The sequence below is a fragment of the Pedobacter sp. 05T44 genome (assembly GCF_056395985.1).
The window spans coordinates 123468-149038 of the sequence record NZ_JBFTKO010000006.1 but is presented as its reverse complement, the minus strand read 5'-3'; the positions used below and the strand labels follow the sequence as shown (position 1 = coordinate 149038).

Sequence of the window (25571 nt, the reverse complement as noted above, 5' to 3'; positions counted from 1 at the left end):
CCCCTACCTTCTGGCTTCGCGTTTTTTAAATAATGTCATTAATGGTTTAATATATGACTGATGGGTTCCAATTTTTGTAAAATCTACTCCTGATCTCTTAAAAAGATCTTCTAGTTTCCCATTTCTCTCCATTGCTGCAACTTTATAAGCCTGTCTAACACGTTTATCCCCAGTATTTACCCACTCGTACTCACCGGTTTCTTCATCCCTAACAGGGATAAGTMCCAGGTTAGGAAATTCTTCCTCATGCAAGTCATATAACCTAAGTGCGATAAGATCGTGTTTTCTGTTGGCTATTTTAAGTTCATTCTCAAAAGAATTACTCATAAAATCAGAGATCAGAAAGGAAGTGCATCTTTTGTTAATAGCGCTGGTAAAGTATCTTAAAGCTTCAGCTACATTTGTACCCCTGTTCTGAGGTTTAAAATCTATCAGTTCCCTGATGATCATCAAAATATGACTTCTTCCCTTTTTAGGAGGGATGAACTTTTCTACCTTATCGCTAAAAAACAATACACCTACCTTATCATTGTTCTGTATAGCAGAAAATGCCAGCACGGCACATACCTCGGTAGCAAGTTCTTGTTTTTGCTGGGTCTGCGTTCCGAAATTCTTAGACCCGCTAACATCAACAAGTAACATCACTGTCATCTCCCTTTCTTCGTCAAACACCTTTACATAAGGGTGATTAAAACGGGCAGTAACATTCCAGTCGATGGTACGAATCTCGTCACCCATCTGGTATTCCCTGACTTCACTAAAGGCCATACCCCGGCCTTTAAATGCCGATTGATATTCTCCCGAGAAGATCTGATTACTTAACCCACGGGTTTTAATTTCAATCTTTCTTACTTTTTTTAAGAGATCTTTGGTATCCATAAGCTATGGTACTTCTACTGCATTCAATATTCCTGTAATGATGGTTTCTGTATTAATATCTTCCGCCTCAGCCTCATAGGTCAAACCTATTCTATGTCTTAAAACATCATGGCAAACAGCTCTTACATCTTCTGGAATCACATATCCTCTTCTTTTTATAAAAGCATAGGCTTTTGAAGCCAAGGCAAGATTTATGCTTGCGCGTGGTGAGGCTCCAAAACTGATCAGGTTTTTATAATCTGCCAGTTTATATTGATCCGGGTAACGGGTAGCAAAAACGATATCGATAATATATTGCTCAATTTTTTCATCCATATATACTTCCCTTACAACCTTCCTTGCTCTGATGATATCATCAGGATGTAGGATAGCTTTTGGTTTTGGCATTCCCTGAGGGGCAATATTTGCTCTCATGATCAGCTTTTCATCTTCCTTTTTAGGATAGCCGATCACTACTTTAAGCATAAACCTATCAACCTGTGCCTCTGGCAATGGATAAGTTCCTTCTTGTTCTATTGGGTTCTGGGTTGCTAAAACCAGGAAAGGTTTAGGTAATTCAAAAGTAGTGTCTCCAATAGTCACCTGGCGCTCTTGCATAGCCTCTAATAAAGCACTCTGCACTTTTGCCGGTGCCCTGTTGATCTCATCTGCAAGGATGAAATTAGAGAACAAAGGACCTTTTCTAACAATAAATTCTTCTTTTTTCTGATTATAGATCATAGTACCTACCAAATCGGCCGGTAAAAGATCTGGTGTAAACTGGATTCTGCTGAAGCCTGCATCAATAGTTTTAGATAAGGTATTGATTGCAAGTGTTTTTGCAAGTCCGGGTACGCCCTCTAACAAAATATGTCCGTCTGCAAGCAGACCGATCATTAAGCGCTCTACCATATATCTTTGGCCAACAATCACTTTATCCATCTCCATAAAAAGCAGATCGATAAATGCGCTTTCCTTTTGTATCATTTCGTTCAGCGCACGGATATCAGTGCCATACGCCAAGCTGTCAGTGGTATTATTTACTTCTTCCATTTAGACCATTTATTTTCGCTGCGAAAATTAGACAAACCTTAACCCTTTCGCAAGCCCTTAAAACCTGTTTATTGTTAAAATATGTTAAAACTCACATTTAACGTTGTTAATTTTAGTTCATAGGCACTGTAGCGTTTCAGTATCTTATCCCGTTTCTATTGTGCACGCTAGTTAGATTTCGGGGATAGATCTTAGGACCTATCTCCGATTCTTTTTTATATTTACCGAAAAATATATCATATGCTAGCTCATCACGTATTATTCTGGCTTAAAGCCGACACTACCGAAGAACAAAAAGTTGCCTTCAGAAAAAGCCTGGAAACCCTTAAGGGTGTAGAATCTGTAAAAACATTACATATCGGTACACCTGCACCTATTGAACGCGCAGTTGTTGATACTACTTATACCTTTTCACTTAGCATCTTCTTTGAGGATCTTGCCGGACACGATGTTTATCAGGTACACCACTTACATACCGCTTTTTTAGATGAATTCCGTAGTCTTTTTGAAAAAGTAATCATATACGACGCACAATAATTCAAAGCGCATTTGTTATGCTGAATTATTAATCGTTCGTCATTCTGAATTTATTTCAGAATCCAACTCATGGTATTAACAGACCTGCTTAAACGAGATTCTGAAATAAATTCAGAATGACGAGTGTATTATCTCACTTCAACACCAATCATGTTGCTGTTTCTTCCCCCTAAAAAAGGCTCTGTCCTTAAAGAAAAGATCATTTTATATTTCCCTGCCTGAACCGGCGCTTTTATCACTCCCTCTATTTCTACAGACGCTCCTGCCCCAATCTGAATATGCTCCAAATTCGTTACAACAGGTTTAAACTCACTTAGCGTATCATCCTTTTTAAACCCGTATTCCAGGTAACATTTCCAGGTTTCCCCCTTATTGCCCAATGAAATGGGCTCATTGTAAGGATTAGTTATCTTCAATTTCAAAGTCTTAGCCTCTCCGCTCTTCCAATCTCCCGGAGCTACAACCGGATTCACAGATACCTTCTGATACATTCTTACCTTATCTATCCATGCTCCATAAAACACGCCTTTACTTGTGTTAATAGTATCTTGTTTGGCCTGATCACCATGACTATCAGGTATTACAAAATAAACCTTCTTGTTCCTAAGGCTATCTTCTAAAGGCCATATATCGTACTGGTTTTTCCTGTAATATCTTGAATCATAGCTAAAACCCTTTGTGCTGCGGTTATAATAATTATATCTCGATGGAGTTTGAAACGAGTTGTAAAATATTACCGGATAATCACCGGCCTTTTCATGGATTTGTTTAGCCCACTTCTCCGTTCCAAAATAATACGCAACAACATTTACCTTCATTAAAGCATCTATCGGGATGATCAATATCAGCCGCACCAAAACAATTAATGCAATATTAACGATAGCGAGTTTCTCAAACCATTTAGGCACAGGCTTTCTGGCCATATCAATATAAGCCAGAATAAACAGGCATAACATGGCAGGTAATGTCCAGTGGGCCTCTACTCTTCCCTTTAGGGTGCTAAACAAAAAGAATATAAATATTCCGTAAAAATTAAATTTAACTGCCCTAAGAAAGGTATCTGAGGATTTCAAACCCACTACCGATTTATATAAAAACCAACCAACAAGCGGGCCGGCAAGTGCAAGCTGTGCAAGGAAGTATTCTGAAGTAAAATTAAACTTATAAATAGCCGCAGATCGATCTATCACATGGTAATAAAATGACGGGTAATTATTATGAACCTGCCACAGTATATGCGGCAGATAAGCAACTATAGATATGACTACAATAAGCCAGAAAGATGGCCTTTTTAATAATTTAAGATTAGACAATATGGTAAAAAACAAAACCAATATGCCATGGTACTTACTGAAAAGTAAGCAGGCAATAACCAGGGCCAATAGCAAAGCCCATTTAATCTTATTCTCAGCTTCGTAACGTTGATACACATAAAAGAACAATACCGTAAAAAAGAAGAGAGGAGAATCTGGTGTGGTGATAAACCCATATACATGGAACAGTACTATTGCTGAAAACAGCAGAATAAAGAGCTTTATATTTTGGACATAACGACCTACAATTTGCCACAGCAAATAAACAGAGAGCGTGCTTGTTATAACCGTTAATATCCTCAATCCAAGGGTAGAAGGCAATAATGAATCGCCTATTTTAATAAACAGGGCAACCATTGGCGGATGATCAAAATACCCCCAGTCTAAAAATCTCGAATAAACCCAGTAATAAGCCTCATCAGCATGAACCTCTACAAAACCAGCCTGAATGATATTAAATACAGTCCATATTCCCAGAAATATAAACAATATCTGTTCAGAACTTTTTTTTGTTTGCAGCATTAGCAGTAGGGTTTATCCAGTAAATGTGTAAAGATAGTTTGCAAAAAAGTTCCACAATGAAACCAATACTATTGCACAGGCTTTGGCAACATAAAAATTCCATTTCAACTTATCATTCAGCAAATAAATAATCATATTACTAATCGCCAATCCTACCAACGAAATCACAAAGAACTTACCAAACTGAATAATGCTGGCGGGATTATGATTATCAAAAGTCCAGTATCTGTTAAGTGTGTAGTTAGACCCTGTTGCTACTATAAAACCCAATGAATTGGATATATACTTATGAATCTTTAATTTTTCTTTACAGAGATAAGTAATACCAAAATCAACAATAAGACCTGAGAAACCTACCAACCCGAATTTTAAAAACTTGAAAAAGAAAGCACTATTAAATTCAATGGCCGCTATTGGTGTCATGTTGTTACTTTTTGCAGAAACAAACATAATAATCTGTAATGGAAAAGCCTGTAATAAATGGTTAATTAAGGTTAAATTTATCATTATTGATCTTTACAACGTTCGATGTAAAGACAATTCCTACTATTAAAATACCAATAAGAATAGCTAATGCAACTTGTAAAGTCGAGTACAGTTTGCTACCTGAAACCATAAACGCTGAATCTTTAATTAGTTCCTCACCAACCTGGGTTTGTATCCTCATTAATTCAGATAATTTTTGAATCGTGCCTTTTGACGAAGCTCTTCCCTCTTGTGCATAAAGTTTCCTGGCACTGGAAATATCTCTTTTATCAGCAAAGGCCATGATTTGATCTTCAATCTTCCCTGTACTTTCAAGACCATCTTTTAAAACAATCAGCTTTTCCTTTTCCTGTTTAACCAGAAAAGTTTTCTCATACTTTTTAATTAAAGAATCTATTGCCCTGTTGTACGATGCAAGCTGGGCTTTAAAAACAGCGGGATTAAAAGATTGCTCATAAGCTGTATTCAAAAAATCCTCGATCATCGATTTCTTTGCATAAGCATTCTCAGCAACGTAAAATAAGTCTGTAGCTGGAATAAGGCGATCGTTATACATCGAAACAAATGACTCATTCATGCTTTTAACACTCTTATCTTCCAGAAACCTGATCAGTATTGTGCACGCCATTATACAGAATAACAGCACTGCAATTTTCATTTTTTGTTTAATAGAGTAAGCAAATCTCATATCAGTAAGTTCAGGTTAGCATCTAAAATTGTTCTTCAGCAGGAGAAGAGAATAGGTTTTGTGCAAAATTTACTAAAAATAATTCTTTTTTCGCTCTTGTTACCCCAGTATAAAGCCATCTTAGGAAATCCATATCGATCATCTCTTCCGTTAAATAACCTTGATCCACAAATACAGCATCCCATTGCCCGCCCTGGGCCTTATGGCAGGTTACCGCGTAAGCGAATTTAATTTGTAGTGCATTATAATATGGATCTTCTTTAATTTTATTTAAACGATCTCTTTTGTTGCTTATATGATCATAATCCAGATTAAGCCCTTCAAAAAGCTTATTGCTTTGCTCATAAGAAAGGTTTGGTGTTTCTGCAGTCAGCGTATCCAATATAACTTTGCAGGTAACCTCCCCTGCTTCCGGGAAATCAAGAAATTCTAGCTGAACTTCGCAAAACCGAAAACCATAGCGCTCTTCAATACCCCTTACCCTGCGTATCCTGGCCATGTCTCCATTTGCGATAAAAGCAGCCGACTCATTCTCCGGCAGCCAGAAATAGTTATTCCGAACTACCATGATCTGATCGCCCCCTGTCAGCTCTTCTTCACGGTACAATAGTCTGGCTCTGATCTGCTGATTATAAACATTCGCAGACTTATTAGATCTGCAAACTACAAGTGAATTCTCTATACCGAACTTGTTATAGGCGTATTCCAATCCTTCAACTAGTTTTACGCCCGTCATTCTAAAAATATCTTTATAGTTTTTAGTGATGAACTTTGGCAGCTCAACCTTTTCTGTCTCACTGTCATCATTAATCAGTTTTCTAAGCATAGTAGCATTGGCCAATATCCCCGATTTCTTTTCCTGACGCACCACCTCTTTTAGCTCCACAGCCGTTACCCTCATCCCAAAATTTGAAGCAATGTATTCTTTATTTAATGCCGGACTATCCAGACTTCCAACCGGTGGCAACTGGGCAGTATCGCCCACAAAAACAACTGCACAATTTTTTCCGTTATACACAAACTCCATCAGGTCTTTTAAAAACGACGAACCCGTTTGCGTATTCCACTCGTCGGCAATCATAGATGCCTCATCAATGATAAATAAAGTATGCTCTGCCAGGTTTGGGGCCAACTGGAATGACATATCAGTAGCTACTGCAGTTTTTTTTCTATAGATCTTTTTATGAATGGTTAATGCTTTTCTGCCGGTATAGTTGCTCATTACTTTTGCAKCCCTTCCCGTAGGAGCCAACAAAACAGCGCGTAAAGTAAACTTAGGTAAAGCCTTTACCAGCGCGGCTACCGAGGTAGTTTTACCTGTACCTGCATACCCCCTTAGTATGAAACACTGACCATCTAATTGATGTGACAAAAAAGAAGCCATTTCACTGCAAAAAGTAAACTGTTCTGCAGTAGGAGTAAATTGATAAGACTGGGCTATTAGGGTCGCTTTATCCATTTAACAAATATGCAATGGTGATGTTATAGAAAAAAGGATTAATTTTGTTCATATGAACAGCAAAAATAGCATATTATTAGTTGATCCGGAGTTTGACCCGAATACAGCGGCAGACTGCAACCTGTTAATAAAAATTACTGCCGATAGTTTTTCGTATGCCATTATAGACAAGAGCAACAATCAGTTAAAGGCAGTTTACGACCAGCAGGAATGTCAGAATGTAAGCAAAGCGCTTTCCGAAAAACTAAGGACAGACAGCTATTTAAGTTTGCCATTTAAAGAAATTAAGGCTTCGGTACATACCGAAAATTCAATAGCCATACCCAATGACTTGTTCAATGAGCAGAATTTAAACGACTTCGCAAAATTCTTTGCAGAAGAACAATCTAATAACCTTTACACCCAGCCTTTTGCCAATTTTGGTTTCACATCCATCTTTACACTAAATAAGTTCATAGAAGAAACCTTAAATGTTTCGCTGTCAAACTGCAAACTATTTGATCATGCAGCACCTGTTTTATCGCTTTCCAAAGACAATGAAAAGCTTAGCCTGGTACTTGATTTTACTGTGGGCTCATTTAATGTAATATATACCGATGGCGGTAAACTGATATTCCAAAATTATTTTCAAATCGAGAACGCTGAGGAATTTAACTACTACCTGCTTTTCATTATCAATCAGCTTAATATAGACACCTCAAAAACTGACATCTACCTTAGTGGAATCATCAACGACGGAGATAGTCAATACAAATGCATTGAAAAGTACTTCAAAACCATCAATTTCATCCCGACAACCGGTAATGAAGTTGACAAAAAAATTTTAGATGACATGCCTGCTCATTATTACAGTAGTCTATTAGCCCTTGATCAATGCGGATAATTGGTGGAAAATTAAAGGGTATTCGCTTTAATGCACCCGAAAGCTTGCCGGTAAGGCCAACAACAGATATGGCCAAAGAGGCTCTTTTCAATATCCTTTACAACACTTATGACTTTGATAGCTGTACCGTTCTTGATCTATTTTGTGGAACAGGAAACATCAGCTTTGAATTTGCATCAAGAGGCATTAAACAGGTAACAGCGGTTGATAAACACTCTGGCTGTATTTATTGGGTAAAATCTGTTATCGAAAAATATCAGTTAAATGAAATTGATGTGCAAAAAGCCGATGTATTTAAGTTTCTGCAAAGTCACACCAAATCCTATCAGATCATTTTTGCTGATCCACCTTATGATTTGTCAACCATTCCATTAATTCCGGAGCTGGTAATGAAAAATAACCTGTTAACAGATAATGGTTTGCTTATAGTAGAACACCCATCACTATTAAAATTAAACAATCAGCCCGGTTATACCGAAACCAGAAGATATGGCAACTCTTCATTTAGTTTTTTTGAAAAGCCCTCCAATTAGTATATTTAACCATGAAGATTGCACTATTTCCTGGCTCATTTGACCCGATTACCATAGCTCACGTAGATATTTTAAAGCGCGCGTTACCTTTATTTGATAAAATTGTAGTGGGTATTGGCTTAAACAGTTCCAAACAAGGATTCCTGTCGGCCGATAAACGCGAAGAAATTGTAAGAAAGGTTTTTGAACAGGAGCCAAAAGTGGAAGTTGAACTATACGAAGGGCTTACAGTTGATTTCTGCAGACTGATCAATGCCMAATACATGGTTAGAGGGGTGCGTTCGGTTTCTGATTTTGAATACGAGAAAGCAATTGCGCAGATCAATCAGACGATGATGCCTGAAGTAGAAACCATAATTATTCTGAGCAAACCAGAATATTCGGCTATAAGTTCAACCATTGTGCGCGATATTCTGCGCAACAACGGTGATGTAAGTAAGTTTTTACCGCCACAAGCTATACCTTTTTTATAGCATGTAAAACTGGTTTTACTACAATATTATCTTCTAAAAGGCCCCCAACTTCCATTACCTGAACAATTGAAGGATAGGTATTCTTTAATACCTGATTAAGTTCCAGTTTGCTTAGCCAGCTTGCTTTGGTTATTCCTTCTTCTTTTTGAGGAATCAGTTTAGGCTCTCCCTTTACTGTCATGCTGTACCAGTTGGTTTTCTTAAGCACCAATTTACTCCCAAGCGTATAAACATGATAAGTTTTACATAGCTTTTCATCGTTGGTAAAAATCTTTACTCCACACTCCTCTTCAACCTCACGAAGGGCGGCTTCCTTCATTTTCTCATCTTTTTCTACCTTACCTTTGGGCAAATCCCACTTCTTATTTCTAAAAATAAAGAGGTAATTGCCTTTCACATTTTTCACTAAACCACCAGCAGCTTTTATAAGTTCACAGCTTTTTTTAATCTTTTTAAATAATTGTTTAGGATCCGGATCAAGTAGTATATAGTCTTTTCCAGATACCTTTTCTAAATTCTTATAGAAGAGTTCAAAATCAAAATCCTGCTTATCAAGCTGTTGAACTTTCTTTATTTGTTTAGGCATCAAGTCCGCAATAAACAAAGTATTATCGTTAATATAAATTCTGTAATTCTTCATCAGAAGGTAGTCGTTTTCGTTATCATTTAGTTCTCCGCAGCAATACTATTAAAGCATTCTTTTTAATCCGGTTGTTACCGGAATAAAATCGAGGTTTAAAAATACAGAATTATAACATACTGCTCTTACATTTATAGAAAAAACAAAAAATAAATCTCAGATACTACTGATTCACAGCCGATCACAGAAAAGACTTTCAGCATTGATTTTTATTACGGATATTTGCCAGTTCTAGATTGAATTAAACAAGAGTTTTCAGCATTTTTCTAATAAGCGATAAATAAAAAGTTTATTACGCTTACAAGCAAAACGCCAGAAATTCCGTAATTTTGAGACATGTATAATAAAAGTGATATTGAATTAAAAGTAGCTGAATTTTTATTACAAATAAAAGCAATAAAATTACAACCTAACAACCCGTTTACCTGGGCTTCAGGTTGGAAATCTCCTATTTACTGTGACAATAGGATCACACTTTCCCATCCTTCTGTTAGAACTTATATCAGACAAAAGCTTACGCAATTAATACAGGAAGAATATGGTTCTGTAGATTTAATAGCTGGTGTTGCCACTGCTGGTATACCTCAAGGTGCATTGGTTGCTCAAGAGCTCGGTTTGCCTTTCGCTTATGTTAGATCGAAAGCAAAAGAGCATGGAACCGGAAGTTTAATTGAAGGAGAAATAGTTGAAGGACAACGTGTTGTTGTTATAGAAGATTTAATTTCAACAGGAAAAAGCAGTCTTCAGGCTGTTGATGCTTTAAGAAATGCAGGCCTTTCTGTAGCAGGATTAGTTGCAATCTTTACCTATGGTTTTGATCAGGCCGAAGAAAACTTCAAAGAAGCAAAATGTCGTTTCTCGACCCTTTCTAACTACAATACACTAATAGAATATGCTGCTGAGCACAGCTTCATTGCACAAAATGATGTTGATTTGCTTACTAAATGGCGTAGAAACCCAGCCGACTGGGGAAAAGAATTAGAACAATTAACTTAAAATTATAATGACAGTTATTGAAAGCTCCGTAGAGTTAAACCTACCGGTTGAAAAGGTATATTCATTTTTGGCTGATATGAACAACCATCAGCAATTAATGCCAGAAAACATTTACAACTGGTCTTCTACAACAGATGAAGCTAGCTTCACCATCCAGAACATGGCTAAACTAGCAATCAAGATATCTGATCGCGTAGAAAACAAGGAACTAACTGCTATACCAACAGAAAAACCTCCTTTTGATGTTGAATTAAAATGGACAGTGGCTGACAACGGTAACGGCGGAACTATTGCAAAACATATTATCTCTGCAGATCTTAATATGATGATGAAAATGCTGGCTGTGAAACCTTTGCAAAATCTTGCTGATCATCAAACTCAAAGATTAACAGAAATATTAAAATAATACATACCTGCACTTGTTGTGAGTAGTATACCCTTAATAATCGTCCGAAAGCTGGCCATATGGCCAGCTTTTTTTGCTTCTACCCATCCGTGTCGCCCGATATAATTTCAAAATTATGACACACAATAGTTAAATACTATACTATCTATTCCTTAACTTTATTCTAACAAAATAAAACTTATGAATAGCAAAGCCTCACTAGCCCTTGAGCTTGGTCGTGCAGTAATTGAAATGCGAAGCCGTTCGCGCCAGTTTATTCAGGCCAGAATTAAAGAAAACCAGCTAAATATTACTTACGAAATGCTCGAAGTACTAATGTGTTTATGGGAAAAGGATGGCATAAATCAACAGGAAATAGCTGATCGCATTATCAAAGAAAAAGCCAGCATGACTTATTTATTGGACAACCTGGTTAAGCGCGATCTGGTTAATAGAATGCCCGATGGAAACGATAGGCGAAACAACCTCATCCACTTAACAAAACAAGGAAAAGATCTTCAAGAAAAACTACTTCCATGGGCAATGGAGATGTATACAGCTGCATCAATAGACCTTACAGAGGAAGATATTATTGCATCTACCCTATTAATTAAGCAACTAACTAAAAACATTCAATAAATTTATTCATCATGAAAACGATACTGATACCCGTTGATTTTTCAGAACCTTCTAACAATGCAGTCAATTATGCCGTAGGCCTTAGTAACAATCAGAATCTTAGCCAGATTATCCTTTTTGCAAATTTTTACATCACGTTATTCGAGCAGATCTATCCATCTGCAGATTTTGTGCAGCTTAATGAGGATGATATCCTTAAACAAAAGGATTTACTACAAGGAAAGCTTGAAAAATTAAGGTCTCAGATACAAAAAAAACTAAACCAAGATATTTCCATTAAAGTTGCTTTAACGGAAGCACCTTTATTACGTGGTATAATTGAAATAATAGAACAGGAAAATCCTGACGCATTGTTTTTAGGTAGCAATAATCATGATGGCGAAATAAGCAATATTGGAAATAGCATGATTGAAATAGCTAAAGTAAGCCCTATACCAGTATTCATCGTTCCACCAAAGGCAACATATGAACCTGTAAAAAATGCGCTTGTTGCCTGCGATTTCAAAACACTAAATCATGTAAGTTTATTACAGCGACTACATAGTATTAAACATTGGCCTCATCCAAAACTCACCTTACTGAATGTTGATCCCGCTAATAAACATTTACTTCCTGAACATCCTGAGTTGGAAATAAAAGGGATGCTAAGCGAAATTCTACAAGGTTATGATTACGAGTTACAATATTCAACTGATAAAGACATATTAAATGGAGTGCTTACTTTTGCCGATCAGCATAAGCAACAAATGATCATTGCATTGCCAGGAGTCCATAGTTTCCTATACAGTTTAACCCACAATAGCATTACAGAGGGCTTATCTACTGATGCAAATAAGCCCGTATTGATTTTAAAATAGTGAAGTTCTTCACAGGATTGGTGGTTCTTCACATATTATTCACACCTCCTTCACACAAAACCCACAAACAGGTACCTTTTTGTGTAGAATGTATGCAGAATGTGTGAACTATGTGAGGATTTGGCATAAGCACAGGTATACTCAATTAAGCAGAATAGCCTTACAATAACTGCATTAATGCCTCTCTAGAAAACCCTTTTAACTCAGCAGTACGCTCATCACGGATTTTCTGAACCCATTTAGCATCAGCAAGTAATGGCCTGCCCACAGCAACTAAATCAAAATCTCCCCTATCCATTCTTCTTAGCAATTCTTCTAATGAACTTGGCTCAGAGCTTTCGCCTTTAAATGCCGCAAGGAATTCGCCTGATAAACCAACAGACCCCACGGTAATGGTTGCTTTTCCGGTAATTTTTTTAGCCCAGCCTGCAAAGTTAAGATCAGAATCTTCAAATTCAGGCTCCCAGAAACGGCGCTGTGAACAGTGAAAAATATCTACTCCGGCATCAACTAACGGTTGCAGCCATTGTTCCATCTCCTGTGGTGTTTTAGCCATTTGTAAAGTATAATCAGATGGTTTCCATTGTGATAACCTCAGGATTATCGTAAAATCTTCACCTACTTGTCTTCTCACTTCTTTTACTACTTCTACAGCAAATTTAGTACGTTCGTTCAGTGTTTTACCGCCATAACTATCGGTACGGTTATTAGTACCTTCCCAGAAAAACTGATCAATTAAATAACCATGAGCACCATGAAGCTCGACACAATCAAAACCTAATCTTTTAGCATCTGCCGCAGCACTGCCATAGGCTTTAATGGCCGCTTCAATATCATCCTGAGTCATGGCTACACCGTTCGAAAATCCAGGTCTGTTTAGATCAGATGGCCCTTCAAAAGGTGCCGAAGGAACCCATCCTGAATGATGGTTATCCATTATGCCCATATGCCATATTTGCGGCCCCATGCTTCCACCAGAATGGTGAACACTATTGACAACTTCTTTCCATCCTGCTAAAGCTGCATCGCCATAAAAATGTGGAATATTGGCATCATTTGATGATGAAACGCGATCAATAACCGTTCCTTCTGAAAGGATTAGGCCTACTTCTCCGGCTGCCCTTCTTGAATAGTATGCGGCAACATCGGCCGTTGGTACTCCTGCTGGCGAAAATGAACGTGTCATCGGTGCCATCACGATTCTGTTTTTTATATTTAATGATTTCAAACTAAATGGTCTGAACAAAGTTTCTGTACTCATATAATTGTATTTTAATAAATGCTATATTGCTGATTTAATGATATTGCTTAGTGCAGCAAAGGCTTCCTCATTACGCTTGTAATAAGTCCATTGCCCAAGCCTGGTTGATTCCAGCAGTCCTGATTTTTGGAGTATAGATAGGTATTCTGAAACGGTAGACTGGGTTAAACCTGCCTTTTGTTGTATTTGCCCCACACAAACCCCTACCTCATCAAACGCGGCATGCTCTTGCGGCGGAAAGTGTTTTTCCGGCTCTTTCAGCCACTGCAAAATCTGCAGTCGTGTTTTATTTGATAGTGCTTTAAAAATCTCTAACTGATCCATAGCACAAAGATATATCGACTTTTCCCGATATTCCTATTAACTAAAAAAGAATGACATTATGCTGATAACTTCATTTGTTTCATTACAAAGAAGAAACCTATCGAAGCAAGGGTTAATGCAGCTACCGTACCCCACCATAAAGTTTCGAATCCAAATTGGGCAGCAACTCTTGTACCTACCAGAGGAGAAAATATATGAGCTACAGAAAAGGATAGAGCATTAATACCCATGTATGCACCTCTCTTTTTTAATGACGATCTTTGAAGCGTAACCGTTGCCATAAAGGGCATAGCCAGGATCTCTGCCAGGCATATTATAAACATAGAAAGGTAAAGTACCGGAATACCCTTAGCAAGATTCAAAACCAGGAATGATAAGGCACACAATACAGTACCCGCTACAATTACAGTTCGGGCAGTAAATCTCTTTTCGGCAATATGAACTACCAGCATCTCTAGTGAAAACACAACTAGTCCGCTAAAGGCAAGTATTATTCCTATCTCTGCCTCTGTCATTTTGTAAACATTTCTGTAATACAAAGGGAGTGTACTTAACAACTGTAAAAAGCAAATGGCAAAAATGCAGGAAAGTACACTGAAAAGCATAAACGGTACATCCTTATAGGGCGACAAATTGGCTTGGTTTCCCTCTTCTTCTACCACTTCGTCTTTCTTCTTCTCGTTGCCTTTACGATTGCGGAAATAGATGAAAAAAAGTGTGGCCGACAAAAGGGCTGCTATTGCATTGCCATAAAATAAAAACGCGTAAGATATGGCAGCTAAAAAACCACCTAAGGCAGGGCCAATTGAAAACCCAAGGTTCATAGCCATCCTGTTTAGTGAAAATGACCTGATGATATTATCTGGTTTTGAATAGTAAGCAATAGACACAGAGTTGGCAGGTCTGAATGTTTCAGAAACAAGGCTTAAAGTGAAAACACCTGCAGCAAGCTTAACCACAGTATCTAACTGTGGTAGCAGGAAAAACATAGGCACAGTTAAAATTAAGCTAACCAGCTGAACTTTAAAATGTCCGGCTTTATCGGTAAGCCAGCCACCTAAAAAGTTTCCGGAAACAGCTCCCAGCCCAAAGCAACTTAACACCATACCGGTATCTTCTAAAGAGAAATGAAGGTGATTGATCATGTAAACTCCTAAAAAAGGAATAACCATTGCCCCACTCCTGTTTATAAGCATAACAAGGGCAAGCATCCATGCCGGGGTAGATAATCCGCGGTAAGCATCTAAGTATAATCGTATAAATTCCTTCATTTAATAGCGGGCAAGCGCTTGTTTTAATATATCGTTCATCGTTTCAATCGGTAAATCCTCATTAGGATCTATCAACATTATTTTCATTCTGGCCCTCTTTTCAATAATCAGATCAGGATGATCTATATGCTTGCTTTCTACAATACCTATATAAGGTTTAAGGTATTTTTTATGAATCCATAAATAACAAAACATTTTTCCTTTATAGTAAAAAAATGGCAGTTTATATTTCCATTCAGGGGTAATATTTTCATCAAAGGCCAATAGATAATCTTTTAACGCAAGTAAACAACCCCTTACAGGCTCTTCTTTTTGCAAATAAAAATTGTCAAGTGGAGTAAGCATTTTAGAAAAAGGTAGATATTACAAAGGACGTAAAATTAAATCAGAAATCTTATGTTCAGACATTTTTTCATCATAAACCACTATTTATCAGACAATTATGCAGTTTTAAATAAAAAGAACCGACAAAATTTCCGATTAATAACTAAAAACCAAGATGGCATTTGCTTTGTTTAATTGCTGACATGAACTTCAACAACTTTACTATAAAAGCCCAGGAAGCAATTCAACAGGCTTCTGAAATAGCCCAGGGCAATCAGCAACAGGCTATTGAAACAGCACACCTATTAAAGGGTTTGCTCACTGTTGATGAAAACGTAGTTTCGTACGTTTTAAAAAAATTAAATGTAAATCTTAATGTTCTTGGTCAGCAGCTAGATGCTCAGATCGAGAAATTTCCTAAAGTTAGTGGTAGTAATCCGTATTTAACATCAGGAACCAACTCTGCTTTGCAAAAAGCACAATCATACCTTAAAGAATTTAAAGACGAATTTGTTTCTGTAGAACATCTTTTGTTAGGCATTCTATCTGTTAACGACAATACTTCAAAACTTTTAAAAGATCAGGGTGTAAATGAAAAAGACCTTAAAAAAGCAATCATTTCTTTAAGGGGCGACAATCATGTTACCGATCAGAATGCCGAAGCAACATATAATGCACTTAATAAATATGCACGTAACCTTAATGAATATGCTGAATCAGGCAAGCTGGATCCGGTTATTGGTAGAGATGAAGAGATCCGGAGGGTAATCCAGATCCTTTCCAGACGTACCAAGAACAATCCGATATTGATTGGTGAGCCAGGTGTAGGTAAAACCGCTATTGCTGAGGGTATCGCTTTCAGGATTATTAAAGGCGATGTGCCAACAAACCTGAAAACAAAAACCGTTTACTCGCTTGATATGGGCGCATTAATTGCCGGAGCGAAGTATAAAGGTGAATTCGAGGAACGCTTAAAAGCAGTAGTTAAAGAGGTAACACACAGTGATGGCGATATCATTCTATTCATAGATGAGATCCATACCCTGGTTGGTGCAGGTGGTGGCGAAGGTGCTATGGATGCAGCAAACATCCTTAAGCCTGCGCTTGCCCGTGGGGAGTTACGTGCAATTGGTGCAACTACGTTAGACGAATATCAAAAATATCTAGAAAAGGATAAGGCACTTGAGCGCCGTTTCCAAAAGGTAATGGTTGATGAGCCCGATACCCAGGATGCAATTTCTATTCTTCGTGGATTAAAGGAAAGGTATGAAACCCACCACAAGGTAAGGATTAAAGATGAGGCCATTATTGCGGCAGTAGAATTATCACAACGTTATATTTCTGATCGGTTTTTACCAGATAAAGCCATCGACTTAATGGACGAAGCTGCCTCCAAATTACGTTTGGAAATGGATAGTGTACCAGAGGAGGTTGATGAGTTGAACAGAAAGATCATGCAGCTAGAAATAGAGCGTGAGGCGATTAAAAGAGAGAATGACAGTAAAAAAGTTAAAACTCTAGGTGAAGAAATTGCCAATATGTCGGCCGAACGTGACGAGATAAAAGCAAAATGGCAAGGCGAGAAAGATCTGGTCGACAATATTAACAATGAACTGGAACAGATAGAGAATTATAAACTGGAAGCAGATCAGGCAGAGCGTGCAGGCGATTATGGCAAAGTAGCTGAAATCCGTTACGGTAAAATAAAAGAATCGCAGGATAACGTTGAAAAGTTAAAATCTCAATTGGAAAGTATGCAAAGCGAAAGCAGAATGCTCAAAGAAGAGGTAACTGCCGATGATATTGCAGGCGTTGTGGGTAGGTGGACTGGCATTCCGGTTACTAAATTAATTTCAAGTGAGCGAGATAAGTTACTGAATCTTGAAAACGAGCTGCATAAACGTGTTGCAGGACAAGACGAGGCTATTGAGGCTATATCTGATGCGATTCGTCGTTCAAGAGCCGGTTTACAAGATAAACGCAAACCAATTGGATCGTTCATATTCCTTGGAACAACCGGTGTTGGTAAAACGGAACTAGCCAAAGCGTTGGCAGAGTTTCTGTTTAACGATGAAAATGCCATGACCAGGATAGATATGAGTGAATATCAGGAGCGCCATGCAGTTTCACGCTTAATTGGAGCGCCGCCGGGATATGTAGGATATGATGAAGGCGGTCAGCTAACTGAAGCTGTACGTAGAAAACCATATTCGGTAGTGTTGTTGGATGAGATTGAAAAAGCGCATCCTGACGTGTTTAATATACTACTGCAAGTATTGGATGATGGAAGGCTAACTGATAATAAAGGCCGTGTAGTGAACTTTAAAAACACCATTATTATTATGACTTCCAACATTGGATCTCATTTAATACAGGATAACTTTAAAAATCTTAATGATGAGAACCGTGATGAGGTGATTGCTAAAACTAAAAGCGAGTTGTTTGAGTTACTAAAACAAACAATAAGGCCAGAGTTTTTGAACCGTATAGATGAGCTGATCATGTTCACACCGCTCAACCGGAATGAACTTAGAGACATTGTTACCTTACAGTTTAAACGTGTACAAGATACGCTTGCTGAAATGGGAATCGAGATAGAGGCAACGCCTGAGGCATTGGATTGGCTTTCGGAATTAGGATATGATCCTCAGTTTGGTGCACGTCCGTTAAAACGAGTAATTCAGAAACGTATATTAAATGAATTGTCAAAAGAGATTCTTGCTGGAAAGATTGATAAAGACAGTAAAATTAAACTGGATATGTTTGACCACAAGTTTGTTTTTTTAAACAACAAATAAAAGTTTAGCAAGAAAACGAATTGTTATTAAGGCGATCGTTTTTAAAAAAAGAGAGTGAGATTAAAATAATAATCTCACTCTTTTTCTTTTATAACCGCTCAACTTTATTATTTTTCTTAAAAAAGTTAAACAATTCATTTATCCCTCATGAATTTTGTCTAACATTTATGTTATTTTCCTAAATAAAATAAAAAAACAACAGAACATTCCCGTCTAACTATTGTTATACAAGCAACAACTCTTGTGTAATTATGAAAATTGCTTATATATCTTCCTATCCACCCCGTGAATGTGGTATTGCCACTTTCAACAACAATCTACTTAAAGCGATCGGCTCCAATAAAAAAACAGTATCGGAAGACAGTTTCGTGGTAGCGATGAATGATTCAGATTCTTTAGATGAATATGAATACCCTAAAGAGGTTAAATATGTAATAAGACAAGAAAACCAGAAAGATTATATCCGTGCCGCTGATTACATAAACACCAGTATTGCTGACGTTTGTATTTTAGAGCATGAATATGGCATTTATGGCGGAGAAAGTGGAGTTTATATTCTGCCACTCATCGCAAGGCTTCAAAAACCACTTATCACTATTTTCCACACCATATTAAAAGACCCTAATTATATGCAGCTTACTGTTTTGCGCGAGATCGCAAAACACTCTTCCAGAATTATAGTAATGAGCCATAGAGCTGTAGGCTTTTTAACCAGCATTTACGGAATTCCTTTTGATAAAATTCAATTAATTGAGCATGGTGTTCCTGATTTGGAACCTAAAGATGTTAATCCTGTAAAAAACACCCTGGCATTTAAAAACAAAAAGGTCCTATTCACTTTCGGCTTGATCAGCAGAAATAAAGGTTTGGAAACGGTTATTGAAGCACTACCAAAAATAGTAGCTAAAAATCCGGATGTGATGTATGTTATTTTAGGGACAACCCATCCTGGCGTGATACGTAACTCTGGAGAAGAATATCGTGATGGGCTAAAAAAACTGGCGAGAAAGCTTAATGTTGAAGACAACCTTACCTTCATTAACAAATTTGTATCAGAAGAAGAGCTGTTCGACTATCTGACGGCCTGCGACATGTACATTACGCCCTATTTAAATGAAGCACAAATTACCAGCGGAACACTTTCATATGCTGTTGGAGCAGGTACAGCTGTACTATCAACTCCTTACTGGCATGCACAGGAATTACTTGCTGATCATCGTGGCAGATTATTCGACTTTAAAGATACCGATGGCCTTGCAGAAATTGTAAATGAATTATTTGAAAGTGATGAAAAACTCAATCAGTTAAGGGCTAATGCATATGAATACGGCTTACATCTACGCTGGCCTACGACGGGGGAAGTTTTTGTTGATGTGCTGACAGAAGCCATTTCTAAATTCCTTTCAGAGAAAGAAACTGGTAACAAACCTATTATAGACCCAGACATGATGCCTGCTTTTAGCCTGGCACATATACAACGTTTAACGGATGATACCGGAATTGTGCAGCATGCCAAATATGGAATACCAAATCTTAAGGAAGGGTATTGTTTAGACGATAACTCAAGGGCTTTAATATTAACTATCCTGGCCTATCAGCAAAACAAGAGTAAGGCTGCTTTAGATTTATTGCCTATTTATTTGAGCTACATTCAATACATGCAATGTGATGATGGAAACTTCAGAAATTTTTTAAGTTTCAAAAGAGAATATCTGGATGAGGTTGGTACGGAAGATTCGTTTGGGCGAACAATTTGGTCCTTAGGATATTTAATTAACAATGCACCTAACAATTCCTACCGTGAATTTGCGAAAGAATTATTCCTGAAATCTATTCCTCATTTTAAGAATCTGACGCATTTAAGAGGAATTGCCAACACGATGATTGGCTTAACTCATTTTATAAATGCCCATCCTTATGATGAGCACATTAAAAGTCAGTTAGATCAGCTTGCGGAACCTTTGAAAGCTGCCTACCGTGCCAATAAGGAAGGTCACTGGAATTGGTTTGAGAACAAATTAACCTACGATAATGCCATACTTCCACTTGCCTTGATGTATCATTACGAGATCAGCAAAGATCCTGAATCAAGGGAAATTGCTTTTGAAAGCTTGGAATATCTGACTCAAAAAACGCTGATAAAAGGTTATTTAAATCCGGTTGGGAACGATGGCTGGCTTTATAAGGATGGCGGAGAAATGGCCATATATGATCAGCAGGCCATCGAAACTATGGGAATGGTAATGGTATATTTTAAAGCGTACGAGATTACCCGAGACTTAACCTATATTAAACAGATGTACTTAAGTTACCAGTGGTTTTTAGGAGAAAACTCCTTACATATTCCATTGTATGATTATGAAACCAAGGGTTGTGCAGATGGGTTACAAACTTATGGGGTAAACAGGAATCAAGGTGCAGAAAGTACGTTAGCGTATTGGATTTCGCATCTTATTGTTCTTAAGGCTTTGGAATCGGAATACGAATTTATTCAAAGTAGCGACCTTACTGCAGCTCAAAAACAAACTTTTTAAGTTATGAGGATAGCGGTTCTGGCACCCGTAGCCTGGAGGACTCCGMCCAGGCACTACGGGCCATGGGAACAAATGGCATCTAATTTAACTGAAGGATTGGTAAAATCCGGCATAGAAGTAACCTTGTTTGCTACTGCCGACTCAATTACTGCCGCTAAGTTAGATGCTGTAATTAACGAAGGATATGAGGAAGATAAAACCTTAGATGCTAAGGTTACCGAGTGCCTGCATATCAGTAACCTTATGGAAAAGGCCGATCAGTTTGATCTTATTCATAATCATTTTGATTTTTTGCCCCTTACCTATTCAGGGCTCATAAAAATACCTTTAATTACGACTATTCATGGCTTCTCTTCGGAGAAGATCTTGTCTGTATATCAAAAGTACAATGCTTCTGGTCACTATGTTTCTATAAGCAACGCCAACAGGCATGCTTCTTTAAAATACCTGGCTACCGTATACAATGGCATTCAAACTGATAATTTTGATTTCAATGCCAATCCAGATGATTACTTATTGTTTTTCGKACGAATCCATTCTGACAAAGGACTCTTTGAAGCTATACAAATTGCAATAAAAACAAAGCGCAGGTTAATTATTGCAGGCATTATACAAGACCAGAATTATTACAAGGAAAAAGTTGAACCTTTTTTAAGCGATGATATTAAATTTATTGGCTCGGCCGGTCCGGAAAAAAGAAATAATTTGTTGCGGAAAGCATATGCACTTCTGCATCCAATTAGCTTTGAAGAACCTTTTGGTTTAAGTGTTGCAGAGGCAATGCTTTGTGGAACGCCAGTTATTGCTTTTCATAGAGGGGCAATGCCTGAATTGATAAAAGATCGGGAAACAGGGTTTTTGGTGAAAAATGTTGATGAAGCAATTGAAGCTGTTTCAGAATTATCCATCATTGATCGCTCAAAATGCCATAAATGGGCGTTCGAAAACTTTTCTCAGGAAAAGATGGTGGCCGATTACATCAGCCTTTACCATCAGATTTTATAGCTCTTTACTATTATTTAGAGCCCTTAAGTTTTTCGAGTAATATATCTATTTTGACGCCTGCAAATGAAGAACAATAGTCGGACAAACCATAAGGAATGATCAGCTCTCCATTATGGATGATAGAACCGCACGAATAAAGTACATTGGGCACATAGCCCTCGCGCTCATCATTATTAGGAATTACCAACGGTTCTTTCAGTCTTCCAATTTCTATAGATGGATCGTCTAAATCGAAAAGACTTGCCCCTAAGCAATACCTCCGCATCGGACCAACACCATGTGTAATGACTAACCACCCTGCCTCAGTCTCAATTGGGGAGCCGCAATTCCCTATCTGTATAAATTCCCAGGAGAATTTAGGTTCCTGAAGCTTAACCGGGTTATCCCAAACGGTGAGTCTGTCAGAATACATTAAATAGTTATTGCAACCATCAATACGCGACATCATGGCATATTTACCATTGATCTTTCTTGGAAACAAGGCAAGGTTTTTATTCTGTGCACCTATTCCGTGCAACGGGCTGATTTTAAAATCGTAAAAATCTGTAGTTTGCAGCAGCTTAGGCATAATCATAGCCCCATCAAATGCAGTATAGGTTGCGTAATATATTACTGTGCCATCGTCCTTAACAAAGCGAACAAACCTTGCATCTTCTATGCCTTTACGTTCAAATTCAGAAATCGGGAAAATTACACGATCAGAAATATCAGTATCTCTTGAAAAACTAATCTCATGATAGGTATCAGACAGCCAAAGCACCTTATCATATTCCAGTTTTTTTAAGTCGGTTTCCTGCAGGCTTTTAGAATCCAGAATAATCCTGCGCAGTGTAGCATAATCAAACTTATCCTCTAGTTTTAAACCTACCTCATCCAACACTTCAAGATCTATTTTGGAATCGGCTGCTTTTTTAAGAAAAAGCTTTTTATTATAGATGGCATTTTTTACCACTTCTGCCTCATCAATATAGTTTCCTGCCGGAATCACAGTAATGTCGTGATTGCGATCAATGAGTGCTCGTCTAAATACCACAGAGGAAATATGTCCCTCCCCTACAGCCCTAAAACTAATAATCACTCTTTTTTCACCTTCTACCAAATCAGACTGATCAGGATCTTCAATTACTGATGGATTAAAAAAAGCTGCAGACTCTATAGAATATTCATGAGTAAAATAGGAACCAATGAGTAGCTTGTGGTATTTATCAAGTTCCTCGTAATCGAAGCCAGCGCTCTCGATACAGTCTTTTACCTTTTTACAATGCCTGTTTAGAATTTTGGTAATACTTCTATGTCTCTTAGAATACTCCTGAAGCAAGGGTGATATAATATCAAAAACTTCAGTTTCAGTAAGCTCCATTACCTTTTTGATAACTTCTATTGCTCGTTCATCACCATTAAAAAAGAATCGTGCAATTACACGTTTTGGATCCGGGTATACTTTTATAGGCTTTCGTTCTATTAATAATCTCATAGTGTTATAACACTTTAGTAGGTACAATGATTTTATGAATATAATTTTTTTTAACGAAAGCGCCATTATGGTTTGGCACATTTAAAAAAAACTGATGCAAATTCTGCCAGAATGCCCTTATAATTACTGACAATTATACAATAATAGTMAAATTGACTATATATTTACATGTTAATTAAATKACAATTAATAGTTAATTGTCACCCTAAAATAATATTGAAATCCATCATTAATTTTATTTCACTATCAATTAGCGAGTTACAAAAAAATACGATTCCAGCAAAATAAGGCATATTATGTTTGGCACACCTGTTGACTATATAACGTAAATGGTCAGAATATAAAAACTAGCGAATGACCAGATTATAAATTAAAAAATAAGAAAATGAAAAAATTATTATTATCATTAGTTGCAGTTTCTGCATTAGCATTTACTACTCAAGCACAAACTGAAAAAGGAAAAATTATTGTTGGTGGTAACGTAGCATTTGACACAAAGAAATCTGATGCAGATGGTGCTAAATCAAATACAAGTTTTGCGATTGTGCCAAGCGTAGGTTACTTTGTAAGCGATAACATTGCAATTGGTACTGGCGTTGGTTATAGCTACGACAAACAAGTTAGTGAGTTCGAAAAACAAGCTTTTGTAGTTAGTCCTTTTGGTCGTTACTATGCTAACTTATCTGAGTCATTCAAATTCTTCGGTCAGTTATCTGTACCAATGGAATTCGGAACTGCTAAAGCTGTAGATGCAGCTGGTAAAGTAGGTGAGAAAGTTGGTTCTACTACAGAAATTGGTGTTGCATTATCGCCAGGTTTTGCTTTCTTTCCAACTAAAAAAATCGGTATCGAGTTTGCAGTTAACGGATTAAGCTACAACAACTATCGTGTTGAAAACGGTGACGGCGATAAAGTAAAAGGAGCTGGTTCTGATTCATTCAGCTTTGGAGCTAACTTTTTCCAACCTAAATTAGGTATCCAATTCCACTTTTAATAGACTTTACATTTGGTTAGATAAAGAGCCCTTCGCATTAGCGAGGGCTTTTTTTATGACCAGTTTTTTTATTAAAACTCGTAATGGTTTACTATTTTTGGAAAACTAGCTTAACAAAATGAAAAAAACTATATTATTTGCAATCGGGTTCGGATTTATTTTATCCGCACACGCACAGAATAGTGCGTTAAAACCCGTAAAAGAAAATGCGGCAACTTCGGTTAAAAACCAAGGTCAGTCTGGCACCTGCTGGAATTACTCTACAACTTCCCTGATTGAATCTGAAGGGTTACGCAAAGGTTTAGGGGAACTGGATCTATCAGAAATGTTTACTGCACGTAATGTGTACATAGAAAAAGCTAAGAATTACATTCTCCGCCAGGGAAAAGCGCAGTTTGGAGAGGGTGGTCTTGGGCATGATTTAGTACGCTCCATATCTCTTTATGGTGCAATGCCTCAGGAAGCTTTCCAGGGTGTTAGCGGCGAAATACCTGATCACACCGGCTTGGAAACTGCACTAAAAACATATCTTGACGGCGTACTTAAAAAACGTCCGCTAGATAATGACTGGCTAAAGGGTTATGAGCAAATTCTGGATCAGAAAATTGGGGTTCCACCAGCTAATTTTGACTACAAAGGCAAAAGCTACACTGCACAAACCTTTGCTAAAGAGGTGCTAAAATTTGACGCTAACGATTATATAAACATCACTTCTTTTACTCACCATCCTTACTATACCCAATTTATTCTGGAAGCACCAGACAATTTTGCAAACGGGTCATTTTACAACCTTCCACTGGCAGAAATGGTAACCATGACAACTACTGCAGTAAAAAATGGATATACCATTATGTGGGATGCCGATGTGAGCAGCAGAAACTTTCAACAGAAAAAAGGATATGCTATGTTATTCGCTGATACAGTGGATGCGAAACAAGCTGATTTAAACCCTGATATGAAAGAAATAGCATATACACCGGAACTGCGTCAGCAATTATACGAGAACTTAACCACTCAGGATGATCACCTGATGCATTTAATTGGTCTTGAGCAATCAGCAAACGGGAAACTGTTCTTTAAGGTAAAAAACTCATGGGGAGATGTTGGGCCTTTTAAAGGTTACATAGAAGTATCTGAACCTTATTTTGCGATTAATACAGTAAGTCTTGTAGTACCTAAAGCGGCGCTTTCAAAGGAATTAAAGAACAAACTAGGTATAAAATAAATTCAATTCATTAAATAAAAAGGGGGCTGATGCCCAGTC

General features: G+C 37.5%; 25 protein-coding genes. 13 read left to right on the top strand and 12 right to left on the bottom strand.

Annotation, left to right across the window (positions count from 1 at the left end):
- Window positions 1-3: 3 nt before the first annotated feature.
- Both AC1DDK_RS12040 and AC1DDK_RS12035 read right to left on the bottom strand, forming a co-directional pair.
- Window positions 4-879 carry a DUF58 domain-containing protein gene (locus AC1DDK_RS12040; RefSeq protein WP_477633927.1) on the bottom strand — a complete coding sequence of 292 codons (876 nt, stop codon included), beginning with the start codon at window positions 877-879 and terminating at the stop codon, window positions 4-6.
- Between the two features lie 3 nt (window positions 880-882).
- Window positions 883-1911 carry an AAA family ATPase gene (locus AC1DDK_RS12035; protein ID WP_172659722.1) on the bottom strand — a complete coding sequence of 343 codons (1029 nt, stop codon included), beginning with the start codon at window positions 1909-1911 and terminating at the stop codon, window positions 883-885.
- Window positions 1912-2151: 240 nt separating this feature from the next.
- On the opposite strand from AC1DDK_RS12035, the gene AC1DDK_RS12030 reads away from it, so the two are divergent.
- A complete protein-coding gene (locus tag AC1DDK_RS12030; RefSeq protein ID WP_172659721.1) occupies window positions 2152-2448 on the top strand; it encodes a Dabb family protein in 297 nt (98 codons plus the stop codon).
- 128 nt (window positions 2449-2576) lie between these two features.
- Here the strand turns inward: AC1DDK_RS12030 and AC1DDK_RS12025 are convergent, their stop codons facing one another.
- The 4 genes from AC1DDK_RS12025 to AC1DDK_RS12010 form a co-directional block, all read right to left on the bottom strand.
- A complete protein-coding gene (locus AC1DDK_RS12025) occupies window positions 2577-4283 on the bottom strand; it encodes an ArnT family glycosyltransferase (RefSeq protein ID WP_288878944.1) in 1707 nt (568 codons plus the stop codon).
- 12 nt (window positions 4284-4295) lie between these two features.
- Window positions 4296-4706: a GtrA family protein gene (locus tag AC1DDK_RS12020; protein ID WP_172659719.1), complete on the bottom strand. Its 411-nt coding sequence runs from the start codon at window positions 4704-4706 to the stop codon at window positions 4296-4298.
- Window positions 4707-4767: 61 nt separating this feature from the next.
- Window positions 4768-5427 (bottom strand): MCP four helix bundle domain-containing protein, encoded by a 660-nt coding sequence (locus AC1DDK_RS12015; protein ID WP_246269417.1) that lies wholly within the window; start codon window positions 5425-5427, stop codon window positions 4768-4770.
- A gap of 52 nt (window positions 5428-5479) precedes the next feature.
- Complete coding sequence (locus AC1DDK_RS12010; RefSeq protein WP_477633926.1) at window positions 5480-6916, bottom strand: ATP-dependent DNA helicase; 1437 nt, start codon at window positions 6914-6916, stop codon at window positions 5480-5482.
- A gap of 52 nt (window positions 6917-6968) precedes the next feature.
- Here AC1DDK_RS12010 and AC1DDK_RS12005 point away from each other — a divergent pair, with 52 nt between their 5' ends.
- The 3 genes from AC1DDK_RS12005 to coaD are packed head-to-tail and all read left to right on the top strand — an operon-like array spanning window position 6969 to window position 8805.
- Window positions 6969-7799 carry a DUF3822 family protein gene (locus AC1DDK_RS12005; RefSeq protein WP_172659716.1) on the top strand — a complete coding sequence of 277 codons (831 nt, stop codon included), beginning with the start codon at window positions 6969-6971 and terminating at the stop codon, window positions 7797-7799.
- Window positions 7790-8332 (top strand): RsmD family RNA methyltransferase, encoded by a 543-nt coding sequence (locus AC1DDK_RS12000; protein WP_288878943.1) that lies wholly within the window; start codon window positions 7790-7792, stop codon window positions 8330-8332. Before AC1DDK_RS12005 ends, AC1DDK_RS12000 begins: the two co-directional genes overlap by 10 nt.
- Before the next feature lie 11 nt (window positions 8333-8343).
- Window positions 8344-8805, top strand: coding sequence for a pantetheine-phosphate adenylyltransferase (gene coaD, locus AC1DDK_RS11995; RefSeq protein WP_477633925.1), 462 nt, complete (start codon window positions 8344-8346; stop codon window positions 8803-8805).
- On the opposite strand, the gene AC1DDK_RS11990 is transcribed toward coaD, so the two are convergent.
- A complete protein-coding gene (locus tag AC1DDK_RS11990) occupies window positions 8789-9445 on the bottom strand; it encodes an NUDIX hydrolase (protein WP_172659713.1) in 657 nt (218 codons plus the stop codon). The genes coaD and AC1DDK_RS11990 overlap by 17 nt on opposite strands.
- Window positions 9446-9781: 336 nt before the next feature.
- On the opposite strand from AC1DDK_RS11990, the gene pyrE reads away from it, so the two are divergent.
- The 4 genes from pyrE to AC1DDK_RS11970 all read left to right on the top strand — a co-directional run bounded on the left by pyrE (window position 9782) and on the right by AC1DDK_RS11970 (window position 12322).
- On the top strand, window positions 9782-10441 hold the full coding sequence (pyrE, locus tag AC1DDK_RS11985) for an orotate phosphoribosyltransferase (RefSeq protein WP_048906744.1): 660 nt from the start codon (window positions 9782-9784) through the stop codon (window positions 10439-10441).
- Window positions 10442-10448: 7 nt separating this feature from the next.
- Complete coding sequence (locus AC1DDK_RS11980) at window positions 10449-10847, top strand: SRPBCC family protein (RefSeq protein ID WP_172659712.1); 399 nt, start codon at window positions 10449-10451, stop codon at window positions 10845-10847.
- A 180-nt stretch (window positions 10848-11027) separates the two neighbouring features.
- Window positions 11028-11465 carry a MarR family winged helix-turn-helix transcriptional regulator gene (locus tag AC1DDK_RS11975; RefSeq protein WP_172659711.1) on the top strand — a complete coding sequence of 146 codons (438 nt, stop codon included), beginning with the start codon at window positions 11028-11030 and terminating at the stop codon, window positions 11463-11465.
- Window positions 11466-11476: 11 nt separating this feature from the next.
- A complete protein-coding gene (locus tag AC1DDK_RS11970; RefSeq protein ID WP_337716530.1) occupies window positions 11477-12322 on the top strand; it encodes a universal stress protein in 846 nt (281 codons plus the stop codon).
- Window positions 12323-12482: 160 nt separating this feature from the next.
- On the opposite strand, the gene AC1DDK_RS11965 is transcribed toward AC1DDK_RS11970, so the two are convergent.
- Genes AC1DDK_RS11965 through AC1DDK_RS11950 form a run of 4 tightly spaced genes read right to left on the bottom strand, consistent with a single transcriptional unit; the run spans window position 12483 to window position 15523 of the window.
- Window positions 12483-13583, bottom strand: coding sequence for an NADH:flavin oxidoreductase (locus AC1DDK_RS11965; RefSeq protein ID WP_288878940.1), 1101 nt, complete (start codon window positions 13581-13583; stop codon window positions 12483-12485).
- Between the two features lie 21 nt (window positions 13584-13604).
- A complete protein-coding gene (locus AC1DDK_RS11960) occupies window positions 13605-13907 on the bottom strand; it encodes an ArsR/SmtB family transcription factor (protein ID WP_288878939.1) in 303 nt (100 codons plus the stop codon).
- 56 nt (window positions 13908-13963) lie between these two features.
- Entirely contained in the window at window positions 13964-15178 is a 1215-nt protein-coding gene (locus AC1DDK_RS11955; protein ID WP_172659708.1) for an MFS transporter, read from the bottom strand.
- Window positions 15179-15523, bottom strand: a complete 345-nt coding sequence (locus AC1DDK_RS11950; protein ID WP_172659707.1) for a DUF1801 domain-containing protein — start codon at window positions 15521-15523, stop codon at window positions 15179-15181.
- 182 nt (window positions 15524-15705) lie between these two features.
- Between AC1DDK_RS11950 and clpB the strand changes: the two genes are divergently transcribed.
- From clpB to AC1DDK_RS11935, 3 genes are all read left to right on the top strand, one after another.
- Window positions 15706-18300 carry an ATP-dependent chaperone ClpB gene (gene clpB, locus AC1DDK_RS11945; protein WP_288878937.1) on the top strand — a complete coding sequence of 865 codons (2595 nt, stop codon included), beginning with the start codon at window positions 15706-15708 and terminating at the stop codon, window positions 18298-18300.
- A gap of 251 nt (window positions 18301-18551) precedes the next feature.
- A complete protein-coding gene (locus AC1DDK_RS11940; RefSeq protein WP_172659705.1) occupies window positions 18552-20834 on the top strand; it encodes a glycosyltransferase family 4 protein in 2283 nt (760 codons plus the stop codon).
- Between the two features lie 3 nt (window positions 20835-20837).
- Entirely contained in the window at window positions 20838-21839 is a 1002-nt protein-coding gene (locus tag AC1DDK_RS11935; protein ID WP_477633924.1) for a glycosyltransferase family 4 protein, read from the top strand.
- A gap of 10 nt (window positions 21840-21849) precedes the next feature.
- Here AC1DDK_RS11935 and AC1DDK_RS11930 read toward each other — a convergent pair whose 3' ends face one another.
- A complete protein-coding gene (locus tag AC1DDK_RS11930; RefSeq protein WP_172659703.1) occupies window positions 21850-23313 on the bottom strand; it encodes a glycoside hydrolase family 130 protein in 1464 nt (487 codons plus the stop codon).
- A gap of 385 nt (window positions 23314-23698) precedes the next feature.
- Here AC1DDK_RS11930 and AC1DDK_RS11925 point away from each other — a divergent pair, with 385 nt between their 5' ends.
- Together AC1DDK_RS11925 and AC1DDK_RS11920 are read left to right on the top strand one after the other, a co-directional pair.
- Window positions 23699-24307 carry an outer membrane beta-barrel protein gene (locus AC1DDK_RS11925; RefSeq protein WP_172659702.1) on the top strand — a complete coding sequence of 203 codons (609 nt, stop codon included), beginning with the start codon at window positions 23699-23701 and terminating at the stop codon, window positions 24305-24307.
- A gap of 118 nt (window positions 24308-24425) precedes the next feature.
- Entirely contained in the window at window positions 24426-25532 is a 1107-nt protein-coding gene (locus AC1DDK_RS11920) for a C1 family peptidase (RefSeq protein WP_288878933.1), read from the top strand.
- Window positions 25533-25571 lie beyond the last annotated feature (39 nt).